Raw genomic sequence first — 15,362 nt, forward strand, 5'->3', positions numbered from 1 at the left:
CATCGCCAGCCGTCAGATGCACAACGGCCCACCAAAGGGTGGGCCGTTGTTTATAGCATCAGCGCAGATTGAATCAATCCTGGCGGCTGGTGACTTCCAGCAGGTGATAACCGAACTGGGTTTTCACCGGGCCTTGCACGGTGTTGACCGGTGCGCTGAATACCACGGTGTCGAATTCCTTGACCATCTGGCCCGGACCGAACGAACCCAGGTTGCCGCCGTCGCGGCTGGATGGGCAGGAGGAGTTGGCTTTGGCGACTTCTGCGAAATCAGCGCCGCCTTCAATTTGGGCCTTGAGTTCGTTGCACTTGTCTTCAGTGGAAACGAGGATGTGACGGGCGGTGGCTTTGGCCATGGGAACAATCTCCTAGAGTAAAAAACGGTGAGCGTACCGGATTCAGGCGGTTATTTCTCGGCAAAGTTCCACCGGTTTTCCAGCCCTCACATTTTTCAGCGTGCCGGTTCAAGGCAGCATGAGATAGTCGTTGCGCTGCATTATCGGTCGGTGCGGCCCTTGCACCAGATGGATATAGCGCCCGTCCACCAGATCGATGGGCAGGCAGTCGTCGATATCCAGCACGCCGTCGGTGTGCGCCTGGGACCAATGGCCCAGCATCTGCTGCTTGCCCTTGCTCATGGCGTCCTGCTTGTTGCGGGCGACCACCAGCAGGTAGTGATGGGCCTCGCCAAAGCTATTGGCCTCATAGCCGCCCAAGTTGATGAAGTACAGGCGGGGCGTTTCGGCGGCGGGCGCCAGGTGGCTGAGTTCGACTTTCCAGCCGTCGACGCCATCCACGGCCATCCACGAATCGATATGCACGCCCTTGGGGCTGCCAAACCACGCGTCGCGCAGTTGCGGGTAGCTGGCCTCCAACGTGTCCGCCACCGCGAACGCCACATCGTGTACTTCAATTTTCGCCCGTGGGTGCTTGCCCCCGAGCATGACGACAAACAGCATTACCGGTGATTCCTGGCGACTGGCGAAAGGGCAACCATACTGCGATTGAACCCTTTTGTCCGCTCAATGCCACACTGTTAACCCGCACATTCACCAGGAGGTTGTCATGCGTACCATTGATCTGGCCGGCGTTCCCGTTCCTGTCATCGGCCAGGGGACCTGGCGCATGGGCGAAGACCCGAGCCGGCGGCGCGCCGAAGTCGCTGCGCTGCAACTGGGTATCGACGAGGGCCTGACCCTCATCGATACCGCCGAGATGTACGGCGAAGGCGGTGCCGAAGAGGTGGTCGGCGAGGCCATTCGAGGCAAGCGCGACCAGGTCTTTCTGGTCAGCAAGGTCTACCCCCATAACGCCAGCCACAAGGGCGTGCCCCGCGCCTGCGACGCCAGCCTTCAGCGCCTGGGCACCGATTACATTGATTTGTATCTGTTGCACTGGCGCGGCCAGTACCCACTTGAAGAAACCGTTGAAGCCTTCGAGCGTTTGCGCGAGGCGGGCAAGATTGGCCGCTGGGGTGTTTCAAACTTCGATGTGGCAGACCTGCAGGAACTCGCATCCCCGGCGTGCGCGACCAACCAGGTGCTCTATAACATCGAAGAACGCGGAATTGAATTCGACCTGCTGCCATGGTGGCAACAGCACCATTTGCCACTGATGGCCTATTGTCCTATCGCCCAGGGTGGTGAGCTGCTGTCGAGCCCGACCCTCAAGCAGATTGCCCATCGCCATGACGTGACAACCGCCCAGGTGTCTCTCGCCTGGGTCCTGCGCCAGGAGGGTGTTATCGCTATCCCCAAGGCGGTCACCCCCGAACACATCCGGCTCAATGCCAGGGCCGCAACCCTAATATTGGATGAGCATGACCTGGACGCGATTGATCGCGTGTTTGGCGCGCCCAAGCGTAAGCATCCGCTGGCGATGGTGTAGCCGGCCAGCAGGAACGGCGCCTTCCGTGGCAGCCGTTCCTGCGAGGTTAGCCGGCTACCGGGCTGCGCCAGTCGTCTGAGCCGGAAGTGCCGGCGACTTCGTGAGTCCAGATGATCTTGCGATAGGTGAAGTGCACATCCTCCAAATGCGTGAAGTGGGCGTTGTCAGGGTCCTGGCAGTTGGGCATGCGTGACTGGATGTCCACGATGGTTGCGCCTTCCAGTTCAATGGTGAAGTAGTGCTCCTGTGTCCCGGCGGAGGAGGTGCGCAGCCACTCCAGGCGGCAGGACACTTCTTCACCTGTGGTCAGGGCGCTGAAGAGCAAGGGTGAGGATTTATCGAAGACCTTGCTGATCATCAGCGGCTTGTGCACGCGCTGACCGGTCGGCTGGCCCGATTGCGGGTCACGGGGAATGATGACCTGATGGGCAAAGGCCTGCACCAATATCTGGTCCTCATGACCTTCCTGATAAATGTTGCCTACCGAGTCCTGGGTGAATGTACCTGCGGTGATCAAACCTTGTTTTACACCGGTGACGGAGAGGTACGCGGGTGTGGGCATGTTTCTGGTTTCCTTGCCTGATTGAGTAGGGGGTGCCGAGCGGCGAGATAGCCGGGCGAATAGGAATTAACAAGAAGCGTGCCTGAAAGTGTGAGGAGCAATGAAGTTAAGGTGATAACGGTTTAATGCCCGGTTTTTTGGAAGTTGTTGTCGGGCTGCGGCTGTTTTTACGCCTGTAAGTTGCACATGTATGCGCATTTAGTTGCTCATGCCATTTGTTCTGGAAATACGCGGTCGTGCGAGGCAGACGGCTATTTTTGTGTGATATCCCTGCGCAAATAACTGCGCAGGCGCCTATTTGCCGTTGCGTGTAGGAGGTTTCTTAAGTTCCGTTCCGTTACTTGCTGATTGCTTTTTCCATGGCTAAGGTTCGCACACTTCGATGTGTTTTGAACGGAAGTTAAAGGGCAATCTGATGCGTACTTCAATGGCGCTAAGTTTGCCTATTTTGCCCTGGACGGTTTGTGTGGCCCAAAATGGATTATTCAGAAAAGCTTAGTGCTTATTACCGGGAACTTGCACGAACAGCCTGCTCTTCAGGCAGTTTTGTTGGCAGTGACATGCGTTTCTCCGGCGAGTTTGAAACGCTGGAAGCCGAGCTTGGCAAGGCACAATCGATTCATGATACGGGGCTGCCGGATTGGCAGAAGGTCAGCGAAATCAGCGAGTGCCTGCTGCGTGAGCATTCCAAGGATCTGCGCGTCGCGGCCTGGTTGACCTGGGCGCTGTATCAGCGTGATTCCTTTACTGGGCTGCTGGCCGGTCTCGGGTTGCTGCTTGAGCTCTGCGAACACCATTGGGCGGATGTCTACCCTGCCAAGCTGCGTACACGGGTAGCGGCATTTGGCTGGTTGGTATCGCGCCTCGAGCACGCATTTGCACAACACCTGTCGCTCAGCGATCAACGGCCATTATTCCAGGTGCTGTTGGAGCACCTCGAACGTCTGGATCAGTTATGGGCCCACCATCTTGGCGGCGATGCTCCCTTGCTGCTGCCGATTCGCCGACAGCTCTCGGAGCGCCTGGCCCATGCCGCGCAAGGTGCAGCGCAACCTGGCGGCGTCGCGGGCGCCATTGCCCACGTCACGCAAGCGACAACCCCGTTGTTCAAGCCCGAGCATTCGGTCAACAACGAGAAAGACGCGCACAAACTGCTACGGGCATTACAGGAACAGGCCCGCCCTTTATGTGCCTGGTGGTTGCGTCAGAACGCCGCCGACCTGCGTGCCCTGCGCCTGGGGCGAACCTTGGCATGGCTGATGCTCGTCAGCTATCCCGACGCCAACAGTGAACGGATAACGGCTCTGCGCCCGTTGGCCGCCGACAAGCTCAAGCGCTATCAGGACCGGTTCAGCCAAGGTCATTACGCCGATGTGCTACTCGAGCTCGAGGTCAGCCTGGCCGGTGCATTGTTCTGGTTCGATGGCTTGCGCATGGCGTGGGAGTGCCTGGAGGCCTTGCGCGCAGACCTGGCCATGACCGAGCTGGAAATGCATTTCGCGCTGCTGCTACAGCGTCTGCCGAGCCTGCCTGAGTACAGGTTCGACGACGGCACTCCCTTTGCCAACCCCGCGACAGGCGAGTGGATCGCGCTCCACGTTATGCGCCATGTGCGTAAACCCGAGCCGTCCAACGTGGTAGCCGAGGTGACCAGCGAGCCCTGGGAAATCGCGTTGCAGGCGGTGATGCCCTGTTTGCGCAAGGACGGACTCAAGGCTGCGGTCGGCGTGCTCAAGCAAGGCTTGCAAGGCGCGTGCAACGATCGCACCCGCTTTCATTGGCGCCTGGCACTGGCCAGGTTGTGTGTGGCGGCCGGCAAGCACGACCTGGCCAGGATCCAACTGGAATACCTCGACCTTCAATTGCAGCGCACGGGCCTGGAGAGCTGGGAGCCGACATTGGCCGTACAAGTCTGTCAGCTCCTGTGCCGCTGTTATGACCTGTTGCCACAAAACCAGGCCTTACGCGACTGCAAGGACGCCCTGCATCGCCGGTTGTGCCATTTCGACCTAGAAGCAGTACTCGAATAAAGCCTCATCAAAAAAGGAAAAGCTCCATGGCCAAAGATGGTTCGGTAGCCCCCAAGGAACGTATCAATATCACCTTCAAACCCGCCGTCGGTGGAGCCCAGGAAGAAGTCGAGCTGCCGCTGAAGCTGATGGTGCTGGGGGACTTTTCCCTGCGTGCGGACCCACGCAAGCTGGAAGATCGCAAACCTATCGGCATCGACAAGCACACCTTTGACGAAGTGTTGGCCAAGCAAGCGTTGAGCCTGACGCTCAGCGTTCCCGACCGCCTCCAGGATCAAGCCGATGGGGATGAGCTGGCGATCCAGGTCCGGATCAACGCGATGAAGGACTTCAACCCCGCGAACCTGGTCGAGCAGATCCCGGAGTTACAGAAGCTGATGGCATTGCGTGAAGCATTAGTGGCGCTCAAGGGCCCACTGGGGAACACGCCGAGCTTTCGCAAGGCTATTGAGCAGGTATTGGCCAATGGCGATTCCCGCTCTCGGGTCCTGGCCGAATTGGGGCTGGACGGCCCTGAAGCCTGACATTTTCAGTAAAAGGACACTGACACCATGACGACGATTCAGCACGACCTGCAACCCGTACACGTCACCCAAGCCAGCAGCATCCTCGATAACATCGTTGCCCAGACATTGCTGAGCGCCGACGACGAGGCTTACGACATCGCCAAGCGCGGCGTGTCGGCGTTTATTGCAGAGCTGGTCAGGCCACACAACCGCGGCGAACCGGTAAAGAAACGTCTGGTCGACCGGATGATCGCCGAGATCGATACCAAGCTCAGCCAACAAATGGATGAGATTCTGCACCACCCGGATTTTCAAGCGTTGGAGGCTTCCTGGCGAGGGCTTCAGTTGCTGGTCGAGCGCACCAATTTTCGCGAGAACATCAAGATCGAGCTGTTGAATGTCTCGCGCCAGGACCTGTTGGAGGATTTCGAGGACTCATCGGAAATTACCCAATCCGGGCTTTACAAGCATGTGTACAGCGCTGAATACGGTCAGTTCGGCGGGCAGCCGGTGGGCGCGATCATTGCCAACTACTTTCTCTCGCCCAGTGCTCCCGATGTGAAGCTGATGCATTACGCTTCCAGCGTCGCCAGCATGGCCCATGCACCCTTCATTGCCGCTGCAGGGCCGAGTTTCTTTGGCTTGGAAAGCTTTACCGGGCTGCCCGACCTGAAGGACCTGCGGGACCATTTCGAAGGCCCGCAGTTTGCCAAGTGGCAAAGTTTTCGCCAGAGCGAAGACGCCCGATATATTGGCCTTACCGTTCCGCGCTTTCTATTACGCACCCCGTACGACCCCCTTGATTGTCCAGTCAAGACCTTCGCCTATCAGGAAAACGTGGTTAACAGCCACGAGCACTATTTGTGGGGCAATACTGCCTATGCTTTTGCTACGCGCCTGACCGACAGCTTCGCGCGCTTTCGCTGGTGCCCGAACATTATCGGCCCCCAAAGCGGCGGGGCCGTCGAAGACCTTCCGCTGCATCACTTCCAGAGCATGGGCGAGATCGAAACCAAGATCCCTACCGAGGTGCTGGTATCGGACCGTCGCGAGTACGAGCTGGCGCAAGAGGGTTTCATCGCCTTGACCATGCGTAAGGGCAGCGATAACGCAGCGTTCTTTTCCGCCAGCTCTGTGCAGAAACCCAAATCCTTTGGCACCAGTGAAGAAGGCAGGGCGGCAGAGCTGAACTATCGGTTGGGCACCCAATTGCCCTACATGATGGTGGTCAACCGTCTGACCCATTATCTCAAGGTGCTGCAACGCGAGCAGTTGGGCTCTTGGAAAGAGCGCACGGACCTGGAGTTGGAGCTCAACAAGTGGATTCGCCAATATGTGGCGGATCAGGAAAACCCCAGTGCTGAAGTACGTGGGCGGCGTCCGCTGCGTGCTGCACGTATCGTCGTCAGCGATGTCGAGGGCGAGCCTGGCTGGTACCGGGTCAGTGTGAGTGTGCGCCCGCATTTCAAGTACATGGGGGCAGACTTCACCTTGTCCCTGGTCGGTAAGCTCGATAAAGAATGAGCAGAGGCCAGGGCATGCTTGAGCACAACAGCCTTTTCGAACGCCTTGAGTACGGTGCGCAGGCCCGGGCGTGTCCGGTGGCTTCCGTCGCCGCACATCTGGGAAAAATGCTCAGCACTCGCGAGGGCAGTGTCCAGGCACTGCCTGACTATGGCTTGCCTGACCTCAATGATATGCGGCTCAGCCTGCATGAATCCTTGACTCAGTCGCGGCTGCATATCGAGCGCGTCATCCAGGTCTATGAACCGCGGCTGGCGAGTGTGCGTGTCAGGCTGTTGCCTGGTGCTCGTGAGTCCTTGGCCCTGGCATTTGCCATTGAGGCTGAGCTGGTGATCGACGGCGTTCTGCAACCTGTGGTGTTCCACGCACGCCTGGCTGATCCTGGGCGGGTTGAGGTCTGTGCCGATGGCTTTTAACCGCTATTTTAAAAGCGAACTCAGTGCCTTGCGCCAACTAGGGCGGCGTTTTGCCGAGCGCAATCCCGCCCTTGCGCCGTTTCTCGCGGAGGCTGGCCAGGACCCGGATGTCGAACGCTTGCTGGAGGGCTTTGCATTTCTGACCGCGCGCCTGCACCAGAAGCTGGATGACGAACTGCCAGAGTTGACGCATTCGCTGATGCACTTGCTATGGCCACATTACATGCGGCCAATACCGGCCTTCAGCATCCTGCAATTTGACCCCTTGAAACGTGCTGGCCCCAGCGTTCGAGTGGCTCGGGACACCGCCGTGGAAAGCGCCCCGATCCACGGCGAGCGTTGCCGGTTCCGTACATGCTATGCCACCGACATCATGCCTTTGCAACTCAGTGCTCTGGATTACACATGCAAAGGCGAAGGTGCCTGGCTGGACTTGCGTCTGACCATGAGTGCCGAAGGTAACTTCAGTGAGCTGGCATTTGATTCGCTGCGACTGCACCTGGCCGGAGACCACTACCTCAGCCAGGGCCTGTACCTCAGCCTGTTGCGCCATCTCGATGGCATTTGCTTGCAACTCCTGGATCACGACGGTCTGCCCGTCAGCACCAACGATGGCCAACCTGTGGCGCTGCGGCTCAGTGCCGGCCAGGTCCGGCCGGTGGGGTTTTCCCCGGAGCATGCGCTGATTCCTTATCCGCAGAACACCTTCGGTGGTTACCGGCACCTGCAGGAGTACTTCGCCTTTCCCGAGAAGTACCTGTTTATCGATGTCGAAGGGCTGGATGTAGTGCACTCACTGTCCCATGAGTTGCTTCGGCAGGTGCATGGCATGGTGATGCGCTTCGAACTTCGTACCCAGGGCCGTGAGCCTCAGCGACCTACCCTGGACAATGTGAAGCTGTACTGCACGCCCATCGTCAACCTGTTCAAACAGGATGCGATCCCCATTCGCCTGGATGGTAAACAGGATGAGTATCTCCTGGTGCCTGGGGAATATACGCCGGGCAATGCCGGTGTGTTTTCCGTGGACCTGGTCACCGGGTGGCGCCCTGGCGGGCTGGGCTACCAAACCTATGTGCCGTTCGAGTCGTTTGAACATGACAGCGCCAGTGAGCCTATGGCGGCACCGCCCAGTTACAGCATTCGCCAACGCTCTTCGGTGCAGCATGCCGGCCTGGACACCTGGATGGGATTCGGTAACCGGCGCGAACAGGGCCAGGAAACCCTGTCAATCGAACTGACCTGTACCAACGGCAACCTGCCGCAGCGGCTACGCGCAGGCGAGATCAACCAGCCCGGCGAGCAGACCCCGGAGTCGTTGACGTTTCGCAACATCAGCACGCCAACTGCTAGCTTCGCGCCGCCACTGGACCAGGATTTCCTGTGGAAACTCATCAGTAACATGTCACTCAACTATTTATCGTTGACCGATATCAATGCCTTGAAAGTGATTCTCGAAACCTATGATCTGCCGCGTTATCACGATCGACAGGCGCTGAAGGTCAGCCAGAAAAGATTGGGTGCCTTGCGTTCAATCCGCCATGAGGCCGTGGATCGACTGCACCGTGGTCTGCCTGTCCGTGGCTTGCGGGTCGACCTGACGCTCGATGCCCAGGGCTTTGTCGGCCAGGGCGACCTGTTCGTATTCGCTTCTGTCCTCAATCAGTTTTTTGCCCTCTATGCCAGCCTCAATTCATATCACGAGTTGCGAGTCATCAGCACACAAGGAGACGTGTATCAATGGCCATCGCGGATGGGACAGCAACCCCTGCTCTGACTCACCTTTGCCGTGTTATTCGTGAGTACACGCTATTTCAGGCGGTTCTGCAGGTCACCGAGCGACTGCGCGAAGCCCATCCACTGCTGGATGACGACGCGCTGTACGACCAGTTGGAGTTTCAGGCCAATCCTGGATTGGGGTTTGCCGCGCACGATATCGACCGGGTGGAGTTCTTCAAGGAGAACGGGCATTTGCGCGCTCGCCTGCGCCTCAACGTGTTGGGGTTATTCGGTGCCGGGTCACCACTGCCTGCGTTTTATGGTGAGCAGGCATCTGCCGAGCGATCGGGTGGCAACCCGACTCGAGACTTCCTTGATCTGTTCCACCACCGTCTACATCGCCTGATGCTGCCGATCTGGCGCAAATACCGCTATCGGGCATGTTTCCAGGCAGGTGCCAACGATCGGCTTTCCGAGCAGATGTTTGCCTTGATGGGGCTGGGTGGCAGCGCAATCAGAGGCGCTTCGCAACTCGATTGCAAGCGCCTGCTGCCTTACCTGGGCCTGCTGAGTTTACGCGTGCACTCGGCTGCTTTGATCGAGTCTGTGCTGCGTTACTACTTCAAGCACGACGCGCTGTTTATCGAGCAGTGGGTTGAACGCACGGTCCAGGTCAATCCGTTGCAGCGTAATGACCTGGGGCGGGCCAATTGCGCCCTTGGCCAGGATCTGGTCCTGGGGCACCGCATCGCTGACCGCAGCGGCAAGTTCAGGGTGCATGTGCGGGCGCTGAACTGGCAGCGTTTTCACGATTTCCTGCCCACGGGGAGGGCGTATCAGCCGCTTTGCTCGCTGGTGCGTCTGACCCTGCGGGATCCCTTGGAATATGACCTGCGCCTGGTGTTGGCTGAGGGTCAGATCAGGGCGTTGCATATCGGAGAAAACACGGTTTGCCGCCTGGGCTGGACCACTTGGCTGGAACATGAACGGGCCGACGGCGTGGTCACGCTTACCGGCAATTTTCATTAGGGACGAATGACCATGATTAATCTGGACCTGCAACAACTGATCCGCACACTGTCGGCACAGAGGATGGCAATGGCCGGCACAACTGCGAGTTCAGCCGATGACCAATAAGCTGCCTGGCGAATTGACCGCCCCACTGGTATATGCCGATGCGCTGTCCGCCTGCTTCACACGCCTGGGGTTGGAACGTGATGAACACTCGTTGGCTCAGGTGTGCGTTGCCGGGGCCGCGCGACTGAGCCAGTGCGAACTCAGCCAGTTGTACCTGCTCGATGAAGTGACCGGCGGGCTTGAACTTATCGCCCAACATTTACCCCAGGTGCCGTCGCTGGCCGTCGCCCCCTCTCATCTCGAGTTGCACCACCAACAACTGCTGCACTACGCCTTGAACCAAGGCGCCGTCCTGAGTCTGGAAGATGTGCAACGCAGTTGCTATGACGCGCGTTTCCTGCCGGCGTTGGCGACACCTTGGCGTGCACTTTTAAGCGTGCCGCTGTTCAACCGATGCGAGCGCATTGTCGGTGTGCTGGTGTGCGCCCGCCAACAGCCGGCCCAGTTGCAAGCCTACGCAACATCCTTGGGGCAACTGGGCAGTTTTGCCCTGAATCAACTATTCGTATTGCGCAGTATGCGGCCCAACGGCGGCGCAGCGCCAAGGTGCACCCAGCCGTTGGCCCGGGCATACGGCTTGATCGGCACCAGTGCGGCGATGGAGCAGACGTGCCAGTTGATCACTAAAGTTCTGCATACCGCTTACACCGTGCTGTTGTGCGGCGAGACCGGCACTGGCAAGGAAGTGGTGGCCAGGGCGATTCATGCGGGCGGCCCGCGCGGGGCCAAGCCTTTCGTCGTGCAAAACTGTGCAGCGTTCCCGGAAGGGCTGCTCGAGAGCGAGCTTTTCGGCTATCGCAAAGGCGCGTTCACTGGCGCCGAGCGCAATCATGCGGGGCTGTTTGACGCCGCCCACGGCGGGACGTTGCTGCTGGATGAAATCGGCGATATGCCCCTGTCACTGCAAGCCAAGTTGCTACGGGTTCTGCAGGAGGGCGAGGTGCGCCCGTTGGGCGCCAGTGCGGCACACAAGGTCGATGTACGCATCATTGCGGCAACCCATTGCGACCTCAATGCGATGGTCGAGGAGGGACGCTTTCGCGCAGACCTTTATTACCGGCTCGCACAGTTCCCCATCACGTTGCCGGCCCTGCGTGAGCGCGACGGTGATGTGCAGCAACTGGCGCGCCATTTCACTGACAAGGCTTGCGCAGCGTTGGAGAGGGCGCCTGTTGACTGGTCCAGTAGCGCTCTTGACCAACTGTCGAGCCACGGATTTCCCGGCAACGTACGCGAGCTCAAATGCCTGGTGGAGCGCGCCGTGTTGTTGTGTGACCACAGCGTGATCCTGCCCGAGCACCTGGCGCTGCCGCGGACACCGGCGCTATCCGCTACCGATGATGTGACCCTGCGTCAGCGTATGGAGCGGGTGGAGCGGGCGTTCCTGCTCGATTGCTCGCACAGGAACCACGGTAATCGCACCCGTACCGCGCGGGAGTTGGGCGTTGCCCGGCGCACGCTGCTCTATCGTCTTGCACGCTTGAACATTCCCTTTGGTGATGCCAGGGAGAAACGCTGAATGGCGCACTTGATTTTTATTGTGGGAGAAACCTGATGCCTGATCGTCCATGGCACGCCGTCGTGCTTGTGTTGTGTTTGCTGGGTGGCTGTAACGCGAACTATGTATTCGATGATGCCGAGTACCGTCCTTTGGGTGACCCGCAGGCGATCATTCGTGGTCGATGAATGGAGGGGTGGCGACGATGCAGCTTCTGTTTGAGGTCTGCGCGGTCGAGCGCGACAAGGCCGCACCTTTGGACCAAAAAGTATTCGACGGCGCAGGCGGTGTGATCGGTCGTGGCTCCGGGTGTGACTGGGTGATACCCGACCCCAGTCGCGTACTCTCCAGTCACCATGGGTTGGTCGGTTACCGTGAAGGCCGCTATTTCCTGACTGATATCAGTCGCAACGGTATCGGGGTGGCGGGCAGCCCCGAACGCCTGCGCAAGGGGCAGGCGCGATTGATCAGCGATGGCGATGTGTTTGAACTGGGGTCGTTGGCGATACGTGCGCGGCTACTGGAACCGACCCAATCTGCCGGCGAGCTACGGGCCACCGCGTCAGTGACGATTCCCGATGATGCCTTCCTGTCGCTTGACCCTCTGCATGGGCTGGACCTTGATCACCAGCGGCAGGCTACCTCGGATGACCTGGGGGCTTTGGATGAGGTCGTCGACGAGCAAGGGGCTTGGGCGGACACCCACGGTCCCGAATGGGAGCATGTGGTATTCCCACAGCGTGCAGAACCCTTGGTGGAGGGGCCCGCATTGCACGCTGTTGCGTCGACTGCACCGACTGATGAGGTGTTCTGGTCACAGTTTGCCGCGGCCCTTGGCGTAGGCCTGGATGCCCTCGACCAACCAGGCAAGGAGGCGCTGGCGATTAAGGTGGCGCGCTTGTTTCGCTTGGCGATCGAGGGGCTGCAGCAGAGCCTGCGCACTCGTGAAGAGTTGAATAACGAGCTGGACAGGGCACCGCTAGACAGCCAGGGCGCCGGACAGAACCCCTTGAAGATGTACGGCGATACCCAAGCGGCGTTAGCCGCGATGTTGGATGCAAAAGAGTTGGGCCAACTGCCCGCAGTACGGGCTATCGCACAGGCTCATCGGGAACTGCAAATACACCAGGTCGCGCTGTTGGCGGCCTGTCGAAGCGCCGTACGGAACACCCGCGCCGCCTTTGAGCCAGGCCATTTGCTGGGGTGCTTCGAGTCTCAGGGCAAGTCGCCCAGGTTTTTCACGGATGGTGGGCATTGGCGTGCTTACCAACGTCACTACCAACGGTTGGTGGCGCGAGAACGGTTGCTCGATCGCCCCTTGGGTGGCGATTTCGCCAAGGCGTATGAGGAACAGGTGCGCCTGATCTCCACCCTGCACATTGATTTTTCAGGATGATATTCATGTATAGAGCCACCCTCACTTCGCTGTTGCTCTTGCTGGGCCTGCTGGCTGGCTGCAGCACGCTGTCGCCTTTTTCCACGCTGACCAAGCTGGACGTGGTGCTGACTGCCAGCGAGCACGTCAACCCTGACCTGCACGGCCGCCCGTCCCCAGTGGTGGTGCATTTGATTGAACTGCGTCATGGCGGGGCCTTCGAACATGCCGACTTCTTCGGCCTGTATGGCAATGCGCAGCAGGTGCTACCAAAAGACTGGGTAAACAGCGAGGAAGTTGAATTGCGCCCGGGTGATCGCCTGGCGTTCAAACTTCGTATCGGACCTGACAGTCGTTTTGTGGGAGTGCTGGCGGCTTATCGAGACTTGCCGCATGTCCAGTGGCGGCTGCTGCTACCCGTAACCGCGCAGCAATTGAACCGGGCCGACCTGGTGCTGGGCCAGGCCGGTATACACGCTGCCGGCTCGCTTGCCGGCGTGGAGACCCAGTGACATGCCTGTTCATAAAGTTATCTGGCAGGAAGGCATGCTGTTGCGGCCCCAGCACTTGCAGCACAACGATCGCTATTACCACCAGCAGCTTAACCAGACGCGTCTGTTGGGCAGTGATGCCTGGGGCTTGCTCACGCTGGAACTCAATATGCAGTACCTCAAGCTAGGCAAGCTGGTGGTCAACCAGGCCAGTGGCGTCTTGCCGGACGGTAGCCTGTTTGACTTGAGTACCGCCATGGAGCCGCTGGTGTTGCAGGTGCCCACTGATGCGGGCAAGCAAGGGGTTTACCTGGCGCTGCCCCTGGCTAGCGGCACCTGCCTTGACGTCCGTCAGCCAGAGCAGAGTGATGTTCTGGCGCGCTACCTCAGCTGTGAAGTGGAAGTGGGGGACTCCAACGTCGGTGTGGATGCACGTTGCCGGATCAACTGTGCTCGCCCCGATTTACGTCTCCTGCTGGGCGAACAGCCGGGTGACCAGCGCTTCGTCAAGCTCAAGGTTGCCCAGGTACTGGATGCCACCGGTGAAGGGGGCGTGATCCTCGATACGGCGTTTGTCCCCACGTTCATTTTCGTGCAGGAGCATGGGTACGTGGCGTCATGTCTCAAGGAGGTGGTCGGCTTGCTTGCCAGCCGGGGCGATGCCATTGCGGCGCGCATTCGCGGGGAGAGCACGGCCGCCGGTACGCAACTCGGTGACTTTCTGATGCTGCAAGTGATCAATCGCACCGAGTTGGAGTTGCGGCACTGCCTGAGCCAGGCCCGGGTCCGGCCCGAAGCGATGTTCCGCGCGCTGGTGTCGATGCTGGGTGAGTTATCAACGTTCGCCAGTGACAGTAAGCGTGCGCATCTGGATGTGCATTACCAGCACGCCGACCAGGGCGCCAGTTTTCGCGGGCTGATGGAGCGTGTACGTGCGGTGCTGTCGGTGGTGTTGGAGCAACATGCGATCGAGCTGACATTGCAGCCACGTCAGTACGGGGTGCTGGTGTGCCCGGTAAGCGAGTTGAAATTGCTCGGTACGGCCACGTTCATTCTGGCAGCCACTGCGCAGTGTGACGCGGAGGAACTGCGCCAGCGCCTGCCGGCGCACCTGAAGGTCGGGCCGGTAGAGCGCATACGTGAATTGGTCAACCTGCACTTGGCCGGTATCAAGGTCAAGCCCCTGCCAGTGGCGCCGCGACAGATTCCGTTTCATGCCGGCAAAACCTATTTCATGCTCGATATGAGCAGCCGAGATATCGCACAGCTGGAGCAGTCGGGTGGTTTCGCTTTCCATGTGGGGGGTGAATTCGCCGGGCTTGAACTCAACTTCTGGGCCATCAGGAACTGAATGCCATGGACAGTGAATACACTCAGGATGAAAAAACCGTCCTGCTTGACCGTGAGAGTCATGGGCCTGCACAGGGGCCGTTGACGGACTTCCCGTCGCCGCCGCGTTATGAGCAGTTGGAAGACCGCATGATCTACGCCGGCCATATGCTCGAGACCCTGAGCTTCAAGGCTGGGCTCAACCCTGTGGTGGCTGCCGCCTGGGCGTTGTTGTCCGAGGTCGTGGGGCTCAAGGTCTGCTCCGGTCGTGAAAGCCTGGGCACGCTCAACGACCGATTGTCGTTGGCGGTGACTCAGTTCGAAACCCGTGCGTTGCAGGGCGGTGTTGAAAGCAGCCAGGTCATGTCGGCGCGCTATGTGTTGTGCAGTGTGCTCGATGAAGCGGTGGTCACTACGCCTTGGGGGGCCCAGAGCGAATGGTCGAAGATGAGCCTGTTGAGCCGCTTTCATAACGAAACCTTCGGGGGCGAGAAGGTTTTCCAACTGTTGGAGCGACTGTCGCGCGACCCGGTGAAGCACCTGGCGATGCTGGAACTGTTGTACCTGTGCCTGTCCTTGGGGTTCGAGGGCAAGTATCGGGTCATGGAGCGGGGCGTGTCGCAACTCGAGTCCGTTCGCGATGCCTTGTATCGCCAGATCAGACATGTGCGCGGGGAGCCGCCGGCGTTGCCGCTACTGCCTGCAGCACTGGGGGCGGGCCGGCGCAAGTGGCCCCGTGTCATTCCCGCCGGCTGGTTGGTGGTCTTCACCCTGGTCTGCTTGCTGGCTATGTACGCAGCCTTTGCCTGGGTGCTGAGCAAGGAGCGGGCGATTGTGCTGCAACCCCTTCAATTTTCGGCGTCGGATCTGATCCGCACGCCCTTGTAAA

The 15,362-nt window shown here is 59.5% G+C and carries 16 protein-coding genes; 13 read left to right on the top strand and 3 right to left on the bottom strand.

The features are described from left to right. Nucleotides 1-73: 73 nt before the first annotated feature. Nucleotides 74-355, bottom strand: a complete 282-nt coding sequence (locus FRT59_RS17205; RefSeq protein WP_034119930.1) for a peptidylprolyl isomerase — start codon at nucleotides 353-355, stop codon at nucleotides 74-76. Nucleotides 356-463: 108 nt separating this feature from the next. Beyond that, a complete protein-coding gene (locus FRT59_RS17210; RefSeq protein ID WP_153871798.1) occupies nucleotides 464-958 on the bottom strand; it encodes a DUF1543 domain-containing protein in 495 nt (164 codons plus the stop codon). 106 nt (nucleotides 959-1,064) lie between these two features. Here FRT59_RS17210 and FRT59_RS17215 point away from each other — a divergent pair, with 106 nt between their 5' ends. After that, nucleotides 1,065-1,886: an aldo/keto reductase gene (locus tag FRT59_RS17215; protein WP_153871799.1), complete on the top strand. Its 822-nt coding sequence runs from the start codon at nucleotides 1,065-1,067 to the stop codon at nucleotides 1,884-1,886. 46 nt (nucleotides 1,887-1,932) lie between these two features. On the opposite strand, the gene FRT59_RS17220 is transcribed toward FRT59_RS17215, so the two are convergent. Then, entirely contained in the window at nucleotides 1,933-2,448 is a 516-nt protein-coding gene (locus FRT59_RS17220; RefSeq protein WP_034119926.1) for an Hcp family type VI secretion system effector, read from the bottom strand. 476 nt (nucleotides 2,449-2,924) lie between these two features. Between FRT59_RS17220 and tssA the strand changes: the two genes are divergently transcribed. The 12 genes from tssA to icmH all read left to right on the top strand — a co-directional run bounded on the left by tssA (nucleotide 2,925) and on the right by icmH (nucleotide 15,361). After that, the gene (gene tssA / locus FRT59_RS17225) at nucleotides 2,925-4,478 is read left to right on the top strand and encodes a type VI secretion system protein TssA (protein ID WP_153871800.1); all 1,554 of its coding nucleotides are present in this window, start codon (nucleotides 2,925-2,927) and stop codon (nucleotides 4,476-4,478) included. Nucleotides 4,479-4,504: 26 nt separating this feature from the next. Continuing rightward, nucleotides 4,505-5,002 (top strand): type VI secretion system contractile sheath small subunit, encoded by a 498-nt coding sequence (gene tssB, locus FRT59_RS17230; RefSeq protein WP_153871801.1) that lies wholly within the window; start codon nucleotides 4,505-4,507, stop codon nucleotides 5,000-5,002. Nucleotides 5,003-5,029: 27 nt separating this feature from the next. Further along, nucleotides 5,030-6,508, top strand: a complete 1,479-nt coding sequence (tssC, locus tag FRT59_RS17235; RefSeq protein ID WP_153871802.1) for a type VI secretion system contractile sheath large subunit — start codon at nucleotides 5,030-5,032, stop codon at nucleotides 6,506-6,508. A gap of 14 nt (nucleotides 6,509-6,522) precedes the next feature. Continuing rightward, the gene (gene tssE, locus FRT59_RS17240; RefSeq protein ID WP_034119923.1) at nucleotides 6,523-6,924 is read left to right on the top strand and encodes a type VI secretion system baseplate subunit TssE; all 402 of its coding nucleotides are present in this window, start codon (nucleotides 6,523-6,525) and stop codon (nucleotides 6,922-6,924) included. After that, on the top strand, nucleotides 6,914-8,701 hold the full coding sequence (gene tssF, locus FRT59_RS17245) for a type VI secretion system baseplate subunit TssF (RefSeq protein WP_153871803.1): 1,788 nt from the start codon (nucleotides 6,914-6,916) through the stop codon (nucleotides 8,699-8,701). Before tssE ends, tssF begins: the two co-directional genes overlap by 11 nt. After that, nucleotides 8,665-9,672, top strand: a complete 1,008-nt coding sequence (gene tssG, locus FRT59_RS17250; protein ID WP_153839543.1) for a type VI secretion system baseplate subunit TssG — start codon at nucleotides 8,665-8,667, stop codon at nucleotides 9,670-9,672. The genes tssF and tssG overlap by 37 nt, the downstream gene beginning before the upstream one ends. 97 nt (nucleotides 9,673-9,769) lie before the next feature. Further along, nucleotides 9,770-11,299 (top strand): sigma-54-dependent Fis family transcriptional regulator, encoded by a 1,530-nt coding sequence (locus tag FRT59_RS17255; RefSeq protein ID WP_153871804.1) that lies wholly within the window; start codon nucleotides 9,770-9,772, stop codon nucleotides 11,297-11,299. 35 nt (nucleotides 11,300-11,334) lie between these two features. Continuing rightward, the gene (locus tag FRT59_RS17260; protein ID WP_153839545.1) at nucleotides 11,335-11,466 is read left to right on the top strand and encodes a type VI secretion protein; all 132 of its coding nucleotides are present in this window, start codon (nucleotides 11,335-11,337) and stop codon (nucleotides 11,464-11,466) included. A 17-nt stretch (nucleotides 11,467-11,483) separates the two neighbouring features. Continuing rightward, the gene (gene tagH, locus FRT59_RS17265; protein ID WP_153871805.1) at nucleotides 11,484-12,674 is read left to right on the top strand and encodes a type VI secretion system-associated FHA domain protein TagH; all 1,191 of its coding nucleotides are present in this window, start codon (nucleotides 11,484-11,486) and stop codon (nucleotides 12,672-12,674) included. A 5-nt stretch (nucleotides 12,675-12,679) separates the two neighbouring features. After that, entirely contained in the window at nucleotides 12,680-13,165 is a 486-nt protein-coding gene (tssJ, locus tag FRT59_RS17270) for a type VI secretion system lipoprotein TssJ (protein WP_153839547.1), read from the top strand. A gap of 1 nt (nucleotide 13,166) precedes the next feature. Beyond that, on the top strand, nucleotides 13,167-14,495 hold the full coding sequence (gene tssK / locus FRT59_RS17275; RefSeq protein ID WP_153871806.1) for a type VI secretion system baseplate subunit TssK: 1,329 nt from the start codon (nucleotides 13,167-13,169) through the stop codon (nucleotides 14,493-14,495). A 5-nt stretch (nucleotides 14,496-14,500) separates the two neighbouring features. Beyond that, a complete protein-coding gene (icmH, locus tag FRT59_RS17280) occupies nucleotides 14,501-15,361 on the top strand; it encodes a type IVB secretion system protein IcmH/DotU (RefSeq protein ID WP_153871807.1) in 861 nt (286 codons plus the stop codon). Nucleotide 15,362 lies beyond the last annotated feature (1 nt).

The organism is Pseudomonas haemolytica, from assembly GCF_009659625.1.
Lineage (GTDB): Bacteria > Pseudomonadota > Gammaproteobacteria > Pseudomonadales > Pseudomonadaceae > Aquipseudomonas > Aquipseudomonas haemolytica.